Origin of the sequence: Pseudomonas sp. HS6-2 (assembly GCF_049325675.2) — a bacterium.
GTDB lineage: Bacteria > Pseudomonadota > Gammaproteobacteria > Pseudomonadales > Pseudomonadaceae > Aquipseudomonas > Aquipseudomonas putida_N.
The window spans coordinates 3,847,776-3,860,765 of the sequence record NZ_CM143906.1 but is presented as its reverse complement, the minus strand read 5'-3'; the positions used below and the strand labels follow the sequence as shown (position 1 = coordinate 3,860,765).

11 protein-coding genes are annotated in these 12,990 nt (G+C 61.8%); 3 read left to right on the top strand and 8 right to left on the bottom strand.

Annotated elements, in window-relative coordinates:
- The first annotated feature begins 46 nt into the window (after positions 1-46).
- Entirely contained in the window at positions 47-1,276 is a 1,230-nt protein-coding gene (locus ACOKS3_RS17870; RefSeq protein WP_103447974.1) for an acyl-CoA dehydrogenase, read from the top strand.
- Between the two features lie 137 nt (positions 1,277-1,413).
- Positions 1,414-2,550: a PAAR domain-containing protein gene (locus tag ACOKS3_RS17865; RefSeq protein ID WP_422763561.1), complete on the top strand. Its 1,137-nt coding sequence runs from the start codon at positions 1,414-1,416 to the stop codon at positions 2,548-2,550.
- A 1,053-nt stretch (positions 2,551-3,603) separates the two neighbouring features.
- Here ACOKS3_RS17865 and ACOKS3_RS17860 read toward each other — a convergent pair.
- The 7 genes from ACOKS3_RS17860 to ribBA all read right to left on the bottom strand — a co-directional run bounded on the left by ACOKS3_RS17860 (position 3,604) and on the right by ribBA (position 11,761).
- Entirely contained in the window at positions 3,604-4,668 is a 1,065-nt protein-coding gene (locus ACOKS3_RS17860) for a TerC family protein (RefSeq protein ID WP_103447971.1), read from the bottom strand.
- 159 nt (positions 4,669-4,827) lie between these two features.
- Positions 4,828-6,135, bottom strand: a complete 1,308-nt coding sequence (locus ACOKS3_RS17855) for a substrate-binding domain-containing protein (protein WP_103447970.1) — start codon at positions 6,133-6,135, stop codon at positions 4,828-4,830.
- A gap of 229 nt (positions 6,136-6,364) precedes the next feature.
- Entirely contained in the window at positions 6,365-7,513 is a 1,149-nt protein-coding gene (locus tag ACOKS3_RS17850) for an ABC transporter ATP-binding protein (protein WP_103447969.1), read from the bottom strand.
- 19 nt (positions 7,514-7,532) lie between these two features.
- Complete coding sequence (locus ACOKS3_RS17845; RefSeq protein WP_027919924.1) at positions 7,533-8,342, bottom strand: ABC transporter permease; 810 nt, start codon at positions 8,340-8,342, stop codon at positions 7,533-7,535.
- Between the two features lie 6 nt (positions 8,343-8,348).
- Positions 8,349-9,266 carry an ABC transporter permease gene (locus tag ACOKS3_RS17840; protein ID WP_422763562.1) on the bottom strand — a complete coding sequence of 306 codons (918 nt, stop codon included), beginning with the start codon at positions 9,264-9,266 and terminating at the stop codon, positions 8,349-8,351.
- Positions 9,263-10,288, bottom strand: coding sequence for a polyamine ABC transporter substrate-binding protein (locus tag ACOKS3_RS17835; RefSeq protein ID WP_103447967.1), 1,026 nt, complete (start codon positions 10,286-10,288; stop codon positions 9,263-9,265). Before ACOKS3_RS17835 ends, ACOKS3_RS17840 begins: the two co-directional genes overlap by 4 nt.
- A 351-nt stretch (positions 10,289-10,639) precedes the next feature.
- Entirely contained in the window at positions 10,640-11,761 is a 1,122-nt protein-coding gene (gene ribBA, locus ACOKS3_RS17830; protein ID WP_103447966.1) for a bifunctional 3,4-dihydroxy-2-butanone-4-phosphate synthase/GTP cyclohydrolase II, read from the bottom strand.
- A 78-nt stretch (positions 11,762-11,839) separates the two neighbouring features.
- Here ribBA and ACOKS3_RS17825 point away from each other — a divergent pair, with 78 nt between their 5' ends.
- A complete protein-coding gene (locus tag ACOKS3_RS17825) occupies positions 11,840-12,133 on the top strand; it encodes a DUF1330 domain-containing protein (RefSeq protein WP_025339641.1) in 294 nt (97 codons plus the stop codon).
- A gap of 98 nt (positions 12,134-12,231) precedes the next feature.
- Here the strand turns inward: ACOKS3_RS17825 and ACOKS3_RS17820 are convergent, their stop codons facing one another.
- A complete protein-coding gene (locus ACOKS3_RS17820; protein ID WP_103447965.1) occupies positions 12,232-12,954 on the bottom strand; it encodes a pirin family protein in 723 nt (240 codons plus the stop codon).
- Between the last annotated feature and the right edge of the window lie 36 nt (positions 12,955-12,990).

Below are 12,990 nucleotides of genomic sequence, written 5' to 3'. Positions count from 1 at the left end.
TGCTCTAGGCTCTGCCCATGTACTTCGAACCGTGAAGGTAACCCCGATGGATTTCGCCTATTCGCCCAAGGTCCAGGCACTGCGAGAGCGCGTCAGCGCCTTCATGGATGCTTATGTCTATCCTGCCGAACCGGTGTTCGAGCGCCAGGTCGCCGAGGGCGACCGCTGGCAACCCACCGCGATCATGGAAGAACTCAAGGCCAAGGCCCGGGCCGAGGGTTTGTGGAACCTGTTCCTCCCGGAGTCGGAATACGGCGCCGGTCTGAGCAACCTGGAGTACGCGCCGCTGGCCGAAATCATGGGCCGTTCGCTGCTGGGCCCGGAGCCTTTCAACTGCTCGGCGCCGGACACCGGCAATATGGAAGTGCTGGTGCGCTATGGCAGCGAGGCACAGAAGCGCCAGTGGCTGGAGCCGTTGCTGCGCGGCGAGATCCGTTCGGCATTCGCCATGACCGAACCGGACGTGGCTTCTTCGGACGCAACCAACATGGCTGCCACAGCCGTGCGTGACGGTGACGAGTGGGTGATCAATGGTCGCAAGTGGTGGACATCCGGCGCCTGCGACCCGCGCTGCAAGGTGATGATCTTCATGGGCCTGTCGAACCCCGACGGCCCGCGCCATCAGCAGCATTCGATGGTGCTGGTACCGACCGATGCGCCGGGGGTGAAGATCGTTCGCCCATTGCCGGTGTTCGGTTATGACGATGCGCCCCATGGCCATGCCGAAGTGCTGTTCGAGAACGTGCGGGTGCCCTATGAGAACGTGGTCCTCGGCGAGGGGCGTGGTTTCGAGATCGCCCAGGGCCGCCTTGGCCCAGGCCGCATCCACCATTGCATGCGTTCGATCGGCATGGCAGAGCGGGCACTGGAGCTGATGTGCAGGCGCTCGGTCGAGCGCACGGCTTTCGGCCGGCCCTTGGCGCGGCTGGGCGGCAACGTCGACAAGATCGCCGACTCGCGCATGGAGATCGACATGGCGCGCCTGCTGACGCTGAAGGCGGCGTACATGATGGACACCGTCGGCAACAAGGTCGCGCGAAGCGAGATCGCGCAGATCAAGGTGGTGGCGCCGAACGTGGCGTTGAAGGTGATCGACCGGGCCATCCAGATGCACGGTGGGGCTGGGGTGAGCGGCGATTTCCCGTTGGCCTACATGTACGCCATGCAACGAACGCTGCGCCTGGCTGATGGGCCGGATGAGGTGCACCGGGCGGCGATCGGCAAGTACGAGATCGGCAAGTATGTGCCGGTTGAGATGTTGCGTAGCGGAAGGTGATGCAAGCCTGTACTGGCCTCTTCGAGGCGTAAGTTCATCGAACCTGTAGGAAACGTCTATTTTCCCACTTCAGGCACTAAAAGCCTCTGGGCAGCTGTTAGGTTTCAAGCCTGATAAATGCACAGGGATTATTGCCAATGCGGGTCAATCTGGATGGCAGAGGCCAGGCGGTCGATGGTGACGCCACGACCACCGGGGCCATTTGCATCGCCACCGGTACTGGGTACACGTCCGATGGACGCGAGGTGCTCAGGGAAGGCGACCCCACTACGGAGTGTCCGCTTTGTGGGCAGGAGGGGGTGGTTGCTGAAGGGGTGGAGTTCTTCATCTCTTCCGGCAGGCGGGTGGCGATGGATGGCGCGCTGGTCGTCTGTGCCTGTTCGCCTGGCAGTAACCGGGTGGTTGCACCGTTGAATCAGGCACCGCCATCGAGGCAGGCCAGGCCAGCCGTACAGGTGTCTGGGGCTCACACTGAGCACTTCGCGCAATCTGCGATGACATCCATGCCCGGCTCGTTGGAGCCGGGGTTCTATGTGGTGCCCCGGCACATGTCGTTCCCGCAGGTGCTGCTGCAGTTGCAGGCACACGACAGCACCCTGCCGATCTCGCATTTGCAGCGGCTCAACCCCACCTTCGAGCAAGGGTTCAAGGCAGGGGAGATTTTCGTTATTGGTGACCCGGACAATGGCAACGCCTGCACCCGCGAAGAGGCCCAGCTGATGGCGGCCGCCGAGCATGCGCGGCGGGCACTGGCAGCGCTTGATATTGCCGAATCGGATTTCATGATGCAGCACCAGGCCGAGATTGCGGGATTGCTTGCCAACGCCAGCCAATCCATGGGGGTGGGCAAGGACATGCTCGATCAAGGGCTAAAGCAAGTCAGCGGGACATTGACCAAGATCGAGCAGCTGCATCAACGCGAATTCTTGCGCCATGGCCATCTGAACAGCCCGGGTTTCTTTGCTGAGCGGCGGCAGTTGTTGCAGCAACTGGACGGGCAGTTGAAAGCGGCGTTTCTCAACAAAAAGCTCAATCTTGGGAGCTATGAACGGCTGAAGAAGAGTTTGAATATTTCGACCAAAAGCCTTGTGCATCATTGGTCGAAAGCCGGCGGCCCGGGGCAGATACCGGGGTATGCGACGCATCTGGATAAGGTGGCAAAGCTTGGTAAGTACCTTCAGTGGGGGGGGGCATGCTGCGGTTGGGCTAGCTGGTACTTCGTCATACATGAAAGTGCAAGAAGTTTGTCGTGCCGGCGAAACCGAGGCTTGTAGGAAGGTGCGGCTAACTGAGACAGGCAGTTTTACTGCTGGTGTTGCCGGGGCAACGCTTGGATCATATGCGGCGACCGCAGCGGTGGGTACATTATGCGGTGTTTTTGCAGCGGGAACAGGAGGTCTAGGCACTCCGCTGTGTGGCATCGTGTTAGTCGGGGGAGGTGGGTTGGCAGGAGGCCTCTTGGGCGCGGACTTTGGAGAGTCAGCGGGTGAGTTTATCTACGAGGTGATCAATGATTGATATTTCAACTTGGTCCTCAGGTCTTAAGCTAATCATTTTGCTTAGCCCCTTCATTGTGGGACTGCCCGGCCTTGTCATGGGTGCTTACATTACGCTGTCCAAAGACTATGGCACTGTCTGCTCTTCAATTACCAGTAATCCATATCTAGAATTATTGAAGAGCACTTGGGGCAATGGTAGCTTCAAGTGGCGATGGATGTTGGTGGGGGCAGTGGGCGGATTGGTTTCATTTCCTTGGTTGGTATTGCGAACTGGGAAGTTGGATGTAGAAGAGTTGAAGGCGTTTCCACTCAGCCTCAAACGAAGGCTCGTAATCTCATCTTGGCTGACTGTGAGCGGATTCGTCGGGATGGCGGCTATGTGGGCATTTGTCCAATTCAAGTAGATCTATGAATCACACAGTGGTTGATATAAATATGTGGCCACTAAATCTTCAGTTGGTCTTCGCAATAACACCTTTTGCATTCATAGTGATTGGTCTGAGCGTCTGCGCGAGTGTCGCCTTCTCCCGCGAGTTTGAAGTCGTAAACCGCTCCATACGTAGCAGCGCTTATCTAGAGCAAATTAAAATGCATTTGGGTACGAGTAGCCATCGCGCGCGGTGGATGATCGTCTGTGGAGTTTGTGCAGCTCTTAATTCTCCTGGGTTCCATTCCCGGATTGGGTTGTTAGTGCTGATGAGATAAAAAATTCCCATCTGCGATCAAGCGTAAGCTTGTTTTTTCTTCCTGGATGACAATTGTTGGTTCATGTTGGTTGTTACTTGTTTTTCTGTTGATCAAGCTAGCAAAAAATTAAAAAATGTATCTTTAGACCCGCAACTGCGGGTCCTCCTCCTTCTTCCCTGCTTTGTCATTCCCATCCGATACCTGTTCCAACGCCGTACCGTCCACCACCACCTTCTTCCCCCGCGTCTTGATCAACGAAACCACCACCCCTCCCAGCAACAACCCGAACGTCACCCCCAACGACAGCAACGCCGGCACCTTGCCCACCATGCCGTGGTAGAAAATCTTGCAGCCAATGAAGATCAACACCAGCGCCAACGCATACTTGAGGTAGACGAACCGGTGCATCAGTGCCGACAAGGCAAAGTACAGCGAGCGCAAGCCGAGGATGGCGAAGATGTTCGAGGTGTAGACGATGAACGGATCCTGGGTGATGGCGAAGATCGCCGGCACGCTGTCGACGGCGAACACCAGGTCGGCCAGTTCGATCAGCACCAGCGCCAGGAACAGCGGTGTGGCATAACGCAGTGCCTTGCTTTCGCCGGGCGGGGTAAGGCGCACGAAGAAGTGCGAGCCATGGATCTGGTCGGTCACGCGCATGTGCCGTCGGACAAATCTCAAGATCGGATTATTGGCCAGGTCCGGGTGGCTGTCCTCCTTCGACAGGGCCATCTTCACCCCCGTGAACAGCAGGAAGGCGCCGAAGATATAGAGCACCCAGGCAAAGTTCTGCACCAGCGCCGCCCCCACGCCGATCATGATCGCACGCAGGAACACCACGCCCAGAATGCCCCAGAACAGTACGCGGTGCTGGTAGCGGCGGGGGATGGCGAAAAAGCCGAAGATCATCGCCATGACGAACACGTTGTCCATCGACAACGACTGCTCGACCAGGAACCCGGTGTAGAACTCCAGCGCCGACTGCGCGCCCAGCTCATGCCAGACCCACAGGCCAAACAGCACGCCGACGCTGAAATACCCCGAATACAGCAGCAGACTCTCGCGCATTTCGATCTCGCGGTCCTGGCGGTGCAGCACACCCAGGTCGAGTACCAGCAAACCGATGACGATGGCCATGAACACCAGCCACAACCAAGTGCTGGTGCCAAGAAACGGGGAGGTGAGGAATGTCTGCAGAGCTGTCATGAGCCCCTCCTTGAATGTCGACGTTGCCAAGTGAAGATCGCAACAGTGATCCGACATCACGGCTTGGCAGCCGTCAGAGGGGCCCGGTATCACATGAGCTTGAGCCTAGACCCGTTTGCCAGTGATGCCGAATGGTGAGCTGTTACATTTCTTTGCCTGTCAGTACACCCAGACTTCAACACGACGGTTACGCAAGCGGCCTTGCTCCATGTCATTGCCGGCGATCGGCAACTCGTCGCCCATGCCGGTCACTTCCAGCACCTCGACGCCGCCGCGTGCCAATTCGCGGCGTACGGCCTGGGCACGCAAGCGCGACAGCAACGCTGCACGGCCGGGCGTTTCCTTAGGGTCGCCGAAACCTACCAGCACCGCCTTGCTTTGCAGCTTGCCAGCCTGGCGCAGGTATTCGGCAACCCGCTGCACATCGCGCAGGGCCTTGTTGTCGAGGCTGGCGCTGCCTTCCTGGAAGCGGAAATTGACGCTCAAGCGTTGCGCCTTCTGGGCCAGGCTGCGATAGCGCGGCGGCATGTCGGCCTGCGCTGCTACTGGTTGCGCCTTGACCTGCTGCGAGACGAAGCCCTGTTCGGCGACAATGGCTTGGCCGGCCGCAGTCTGGGCGAAGTCGGCCAGCGCCCGGGCCTGGGGTTTGGCATTGGCTGGCAGGTAGAAGTACAGCCGCCGCGACAGCGGATAGTCCTCACTGGCGACCAGTGGGCGGTCAGGCAGCATGGCCGGTGCATCGCCCTCGGCCACTGCCAGCACCTTGGCCCCATGCACCGCTGCCAGGCTGCTGAAACCGATGGCGTGACGATCAGCGCCGACCCGCTCGGCCAGTGCTTCGCTGGACTCGAAGCGCTGCGCCTGCCTGGCCAGCGCGCCATGGTGCGGTTCCAATACCAGTGCCTTGAAGGTCTCATAGGTCCCAGAGCGATCATCGCGGGCATACAGGTGAATGGCCCCACCCGCCACACCCAGTTGCTCCCAGCGCTGAATCTGCCCGGAGAAGATCTGCGCCAGTTGCTGGGTGGTCAGTTGCGGCAGCGGGTTGTCGGGGTGGACGATGACGGCCACACCATCCAGGCCGATGACCTGTTCGGCACTGGCTGAGCGCAGGTCGCCCAGGACCTTGAGCTGGTTCACTTCGGCATCGCTGATGGGACGCGAGGCCGCCGCCAGGTCTGCCTGGCCCTGGCCGAGGGCGACAAAACCGGTGCTCGAGCCGTGGGCGGCAATCTCGATACGCAAGGGTTGGCCATGCGCATCGCGGGCCTTGATCATGGTTTCGTTGGCCACCTCGCCTGGCAATTGCTCGATGTTCGTCGCCTGCTGCGCGCGCAGCTGCGCTTGCACCAATGCCGGCAGCAACGCCGCGCCAATAGTGTTGGAGCCCTGCACGCGCAATTGCGCAGGTTCGGCCTGGGCCGTCAGGGTCAGCAGGGGAAGCAGCAGGAGCAGCAGGCGGCGCATGCCGGGCAACCTTTGGCATAGAGTTGCCCGGCAGATTACGACGGTGGCGTGACCGAAATGTGACAGTCAGGCGGCATCCAGTGCATCGGCGATGGCCTGGCCGACCGCCTGGGTCGAGCGGCTACCTCGATTCTTCCTTCAAGTGGCCCGCCGTGCGAGCTTTGCGGCGGTGGCCGAGGCCCGTGGCATGTCGGCTGCCTTCGTCACCAAGCGCATCCGCCCACTCGGATCAGTGCGCGCCGGCCGACTTGCTCAGATCACTCTCAGCCCACTCGGTATAGATGCAGGCATCCGCCACCGCCCAGCGCACTTTCACGGTATCCCCAGGCTGCATCGGCATCCCGGCGGCAGACAGCGCCTTCACCGTCAGCTCGGTACCGCCCGCTGTCACCACGTGGCAGGTCTGGCTCTCACCCAGGAACAGCACTTCACCGACCTTGGCACTGACCTCGTTCCAGCCCGCAGGCAATGGCTCGCGCGTGGCCTGTTCGGCGGTCAGGGCCAGGGCTTTCTCCGGGCGCACCATGATCAGTGCATCCTGCTGTGCGCTGAGGCCCGGGGTCAGGCGAATCGCCACCGGCTGGCCTTCGAAGCTGCCCGCGCCATTGCTGCTGGCCTTGATCCGCAGGAAGTTGGAGTTGCCCAGGAACGACGCGACAAAGGCATTCGGCGGGTTCTGATAAAGGTCGTAGCCGGTACCCAGGCCAACGATCTTGCCATGGCTGAAGATGGCGATGCGCTGGGACAGGCGCATGGCCTCTTCCTGGTCATGGGTCACGTAGACGATGGTGATGCCCAGCCGGCGGTGCAGCTGGCGCAGTTCGTCCTGCAGGTCTTCTCGCAGCTTTTTGTCCAGCGCACCGAGGGGCTCGTCCATCAGCAGGATGCGTGGTTCGTACACCAGCGCCCGGGCAATCGCCACGCGCTGCTGCTGGCCACCGGACATCTGCGATGGCTTGCGGTGGGCGAACTTCTCCAGCTGCACCAGCTTGAGCATGGCATCGACGCGCTTGCTGGTCTCGGTGGCGCTGAGCTTGCGGATGGCCAGCGGGAAGCCGATGTTGTCGCGCACGTTCAAGTGCGGGAACAGCGAATAGCGCTGGAACACCATGCCGATGTCACGCTTGTGCGGCGGTACGTTGACCAGCGACTGGCCCTCGACCAGGATCTCACCGCTGCTCGGCGTTTCGAAGCCGGCCAGCATCGACAGCGTGGTGGACTTGCCCGAGCCGCTGGAGCCGAGGAAGGTCAGGAACTCGCCGTCCTGGATCTCCAGGTCGAGGTTGTCCACGGCGGTGAAGTCGCCGTAGTGCTTGTTCAGGCCACGCAGGCTGACCAGGGTCTTGCCGTGGGCGTTGTCTTTGATGACTGCACTCATTGTTGTTTTCTCCGCACGCTCAGGCGTTGACTTCGGTGCGCCGGCGCAAGGCGGCGGCAATGAACATGACAAGCAGCGACAGGCCGATCAGCAGGGTCGAAGCCACGGCAATCACCGGGCTCAGGTCCTGGCGCAGGGTGGTCCACATCTTCACCGGCAGGGTCTGCAGGTCGGGGCTGGCCATCATCACGCTCAGCACCACCTCGTCCCACGACACCAGGAAGGCGAACAGGCCACCGGCGATCATGCCCGGGCGAATCGCCGGGAAGGTCACCTTGAAGATCGCCTGCAGGCGCGAGGCACCGCAGATCACCGCAGCATCTTCGATCGACTGGTCGAACAGCTTCAGCGAGTTGATGATCGAGATGATGGTGAAGGGCAGGGCGACGATCACATGGCTAACCACGAAGGCGAACAGCGTGCCGGTGTAGCCCAGCTTGAGGAACAGCGCGTACACCGCCACGGCGATGATCACCAGCGGCACGATCATCGGCATGGTGAACAGCCCGTAGAGCATTTCGCGGCCGGGGAAGCGGCCACGCACCAGGGCGAAGGCGGTGGGCAGGCCCAGCAGCACCGCGGCGATGGTGGTCAGCACGGCGACCTTGAGGCTGGCCAGGGCGGCGTCCATCCACTCCGGGTTGGAGAAGAACTGGCCGTACCACTTGAAGGTCCAGCCCGGTGGCGGGAACACCAGCCACTGAGACGAGCCGAACGACAGCAGCACGATGAACACCACCGGCAGCAGCAAGAAGGCCGCAATGACCCCGGTGGTCAGGTACAGGCCCGTCCGCAGCGGGCGGCCCATGGCATTGGGAGACAGGAGCATGGCGGTTTACCTCGCATTGCCAACCGGGGATTCCGGCTGCAGCTTCAGGTACAGGTAGAAGAGCACCAGGGTGATCACCACCAGCAGTGCGGCGGCGGCGCTGGCCAGGCCCCAGTTGAGGAACGACTGCACCTGCTGGATGATGAATTCAGGCAGCATCATGTTCTGCGCACCGCCGAGCAGCGCTGGGGTGACGTAGTAACCGAGCGACATCACGAACACCATCAGCGCCCCGGAAAACAGCCCCGAGCGGCACAGCGGCAGAAACACCTTCCAGAAGTTGGTCCAGGGGCCGGCGCCGCAGATTGAGCCGGCCTGCAGCACCATCGGGTCGATGGCATGCATGGTCGCTTGCAGCGGCAGCACGATGAACGGGATCATGATGTAGCTCATGCCGATCACCACGCCGGTGAGGTTGTGCACCATCTCCAGCGGGGTATCGATGATGCCCATGGCCATCAACGCCTTGTTGATCACCCCCGAGCTCTGCAGCAGCACCAGCCACGAGTAGGTGCGCGCCAGCAGGCTGGTCCACATCGACAGCAGCACGATGTTCAGCAGCCAACGGCCCCAGCCCTGGGGCACCAGGGTGATCGCCCAGGCCAGCGGGAAGCCCAGCAGCACACTGATCAGGGTGACCACGCCGGCCACCGAGAAGGTGTTGAACAGCACCCGTGCATAGGCCGAGTTGGCGAACAACTGCTCGTAGTTGCCCAGCCCTGGCGTTGGCTCCAGCACCCCGCGCAGCAACAGGCCGACCAGCGGGGCGAAGAAGAACAGGCCGAGGAACAGCAGGGCCGGCAGCAGGTTGCGGCTGCCTTTCCAGCGCTGGCCCAGGCTCACGCGGCGAGGGGCCGTTCCCGGGGCGCCGGTGCCCGTGGGGGCACCTTGCGCGTTCTGCAGGGCATTGATGGCGACTTTCATTTGACCAACCACTCATTCCAGCGGGCTGCGATGGCCTGGCCGTTTTTCGCCCAGTAGGCGAAGTCCAGGGTGACCTGGTCCTGGGCGTAGGCGGTCGGCAGGTTCGGGGCGAGGTCTTTGTCGAGCTTGGCCACGCTGTCGACGTTCACCGGGGCGTAGGCGGTCTTGTTGGCGAACGCGGCCTGGCCTTCGGCGCTGCTGGCATTGGCCAGGAACTTCATGGCAGCGTCCTTGTTCTTCGAGCCTTTCGGGATGACCAGGAAGTCGGCCATGACCAGGTTCTGCTTCCAGCTCACGCCCACTGGTGCACCGTCTTGCTGCAGGGCATAGACGCGGCCGTTCCAGAACTGGCCGAGCGACGCTTCACCCGAGGCCAGCAGCTGCTGCGACTGGGCGCCACCGCCCCACCAGACGATGTCTTTCTTGATGGTGTCGAGCTTCTTGAAGGCGCGGTCCAGGTCCAGCGGGTAGAGGTCCTTGGGCGCTACGCCGTCGGCCAGCAGGGCCAGTTCCAGCACGCCGGGGCTTGGCCATTTGTACAGGGCGCGCTTGCCTGGGTAGGTCTTGGTGTCGAACAGCGCGGTCCAGTCGACTGGCTTGTTGGCACCGAGCTTGCCTTCGTTGTAGCCGAGCACGAAGGAGAAGAAGAACGAGCCGACGCCGTGGTCTGAGACGAAACGCGGGTCGATCTTGTCGCGTTTGATCTGGTTGAAATCGAGGGGTTCAAGCAGGCCTTCGCTGGCGGCACGCAGGGCGAAGTCGGCTTCGACGTCGACTACGTCCCATTGCACGTTGCCGCTCTCGACCATGGCCTTGAGCTTGCCGTAGTCGGTCGGGCCGTCCTGGACGACTTTGATGTCGGTGCTTTTGCTGAAGGGGATGGCCCATGCTTCTTTCTGGGCGTCCTGGGTGGTACCGCCCCAGCTGACGAAGTTCAGGCTGTCAGCGGCCTGGGCGGCCTGACAGGCCAGGGTCAGCAGGCTGGCGGACAGCACTGCGGTTACACGTTTGCTCAACAGCATGGTTACGCCCTCGTTGCTTTTGTTATTCGAGGCGGGGCTTCTGGTGCGCCCGCCAACAGTATTCGGGGAGCAGCTAAAACAAAGTGTCTGGTGGCCGTTTGTAATTGTAGGTGCCGGCCTGCAGATTCAAGGTCTACGGGATATCATATTATGGTATTCCAAACTTTTGGCAAGAGGAATGAGGCTACCGGCCATCACTCCGTTGTCAGTTCGGGGTGGTCTTGCAAGGGAACGAAAGGTTTGCCTGGTTCCTGTAGGAGCGGGCTTGCCCCGCGAACACGGGTGAAGCCCGTGCCATGCACCGCGTCGCCTGCTTCGCGGGACAAGCCCGCTCCTATGGGAGTATGTATTTCAGCCAACCATCCCTGGCTCGAACGGAATGCTCTGCACCACTTCCAGCTCGTACCCGGCCAACCCTGCATATTTCAGCGGCGGGCCCAGGTGACGCAGCTTGCCTACGCCCAGGTCCTGCAGAATCTGCGCTCCGGTACCGACCTCCGAGTACACCTTGGACTGCCCACGCTGATAAGGCCGCACCGGCTGAGTCAGCTGCGGTACGCGTTCGAGCAAGGCTTGTGAGGATTCGTGGTTGGCGAGGATCACCACCACCCCGGCACCTTCCTCCGCCACTCTCTGCAGTGCCGCCCACAGCGTCCAGTTGGCGGGGCCGGCGTATTCGGCACCCACCAGGTCGCGCAGCGGGTCGATCACGTGCACCCGCACCAGAGTCGGCTGCTCACGGCGGATATCACCCATGACCATGGCCATGTGCACGCCGCCTTCGATGCGGTCCTCGTAGGTCACCAGGCGGAACGTGCCGTGCACGGTCGGCAGTTCGCGCTCGCCGATGCGCTTGATGGTCTGCTCGTTGCTCAGGCGATAGTGGATCAGGTCAGCGATGGTGCCGATCTTGATGCCGTGCTGCGCGGCGAACACTTCCAGGTCCGGGCGGCGAGCCATGGTGCCGTCATCGTTGAGTACCTCGACGATCACCGAAGCCGGGGTGAAACCGGCCAGGCGGGCCAGGTCGCAACCGGCTTCGGTATGCCCGGCACGGGTCAGCACGCCGCCTTCGCGGGCACGCAGGGGGAAGATGTGGCCAGGCTGCACCAGGTCTTCGGGGCGGGCATCGGGCGCCATGGCCGCAGCCACGGTGCGCGCCCGGTCGGCGGCGGAAATGCCGGTGGTGACGCCGCTGGCGGCTTCGATCGACACGGTGAAGGCGGTGCTGAACACGCTGCCGTTGGCCGGTACCATCTGCTCAAGGCCCAGGCGCTGGCAGTGGTCGTCAGTCAGGGTCAGGCAGATCAGCCCGCGCGCTTCGCGGGCCATGAAGTTGATGGCCTGGGCATCACAGCGCTCGGCGGCGATCAGCAGGTCGCCTTCATTTTCCCGGTCCTCGTCGTCCACCAGCAGGACCATCTTGCCTTGCCGGTAGTCCTCGAGGAGTTCCTCGATGGTGTTGAAAGCCATGTTGCACGCTCACTGTGGTGGGGTGATTTTTATGGTATACCATCATACACAAAAATCGTTGTAACAGGAGAGCAGCGGATGAAAGCCTATTGGATCGCCCACGTCGATGTGACCGACCCCGAGCAGTACCAGCAGTACACCCAGCGCGCTCCCGCTGCCTTCAAGGCATTCGGCGGCCGCTTTCTGGCCCGCGGCGGGCGCAGCGAGGCGATGGAAGGGCGGCCCACTCCACAGCGTAGCGTGGTGATCGAGTTCGATTCGTATGAGCAGGCGCTAGCGTGCTACCGGTCGGAGCTGTATCAGGAGGCGTGCAGCCATCGCCAGGGGGTGGCCAAGGCTGAGGTGATCATTGTCGAAGGGTTCGAGCCTTGAGGTAAAAGCTGACGGCCCTTTCGCGGGGCAAGCCCGCTCCTACAGGATCGCGCAGTGCCTGTAGGAGCGGGCTTGCCCCGCGAAGAGGCCGGTCCTGTTTATGGCATGCCAGGCAATTCATGCGGTCGCAGGTCGAACACCAGCACCTCGGCATCCACGCCATTGCTCAGGTCCAGCAGCTGTTCATGCCTTACCCGCACCCCATCCCCCTCATTCAGCACCTGGCCATTGAGCTCGATGCTGCCGCGAGCCACATGTACATAGGCATGACGGTTCTCCGGCAAGCTCAGCGTCGCGCGCTCCGCGCCATCGAACAGCCCGGCATATACCCGCGCGTTCTGTCGCACCTGCAATGATCCTTCGGCACCATCTGGCGAGATGATCAGGCGCAACGTGCCGCGCTTCTCCTCGGCACTGAAGTGCTGCTGCTGATAACGCGGCGTCGCCCCTTTGACGTTGGGTACGATCCAGATCTGCAGGAAGTGCACCGGCTGCGCCTGGCTGTGGTTGAACTCGCTGTGCGCCACGCCATGGCCAGCGCTCATCAGCTGCACGTCACCCGGGCGGATCACCGAGCCCGTACCCAGGGTGTCCTTGTGCTCCAGCGCGCCTTCGAGAACGTAGGAGAAGATTTCCATATCGCGGTGCGGGTGCTGGCCAAAGCCCTTGCCAGGGATGACGCGGTCGTCGTTGATCACCAGCAGGTCGGAAAAACCTTGCTCGTCGGGGTTGCGGTAGTGGCCGAAGGAGAAGGTGTGGAAGGATTTCAGCCAGCCGTGGAAGGCCAGGCCGCGGTCTTGGGCGTTACGGACGGTGAGCATGACGAATCTCCAGTAAGGGCAGGGCACCTGGGCCCT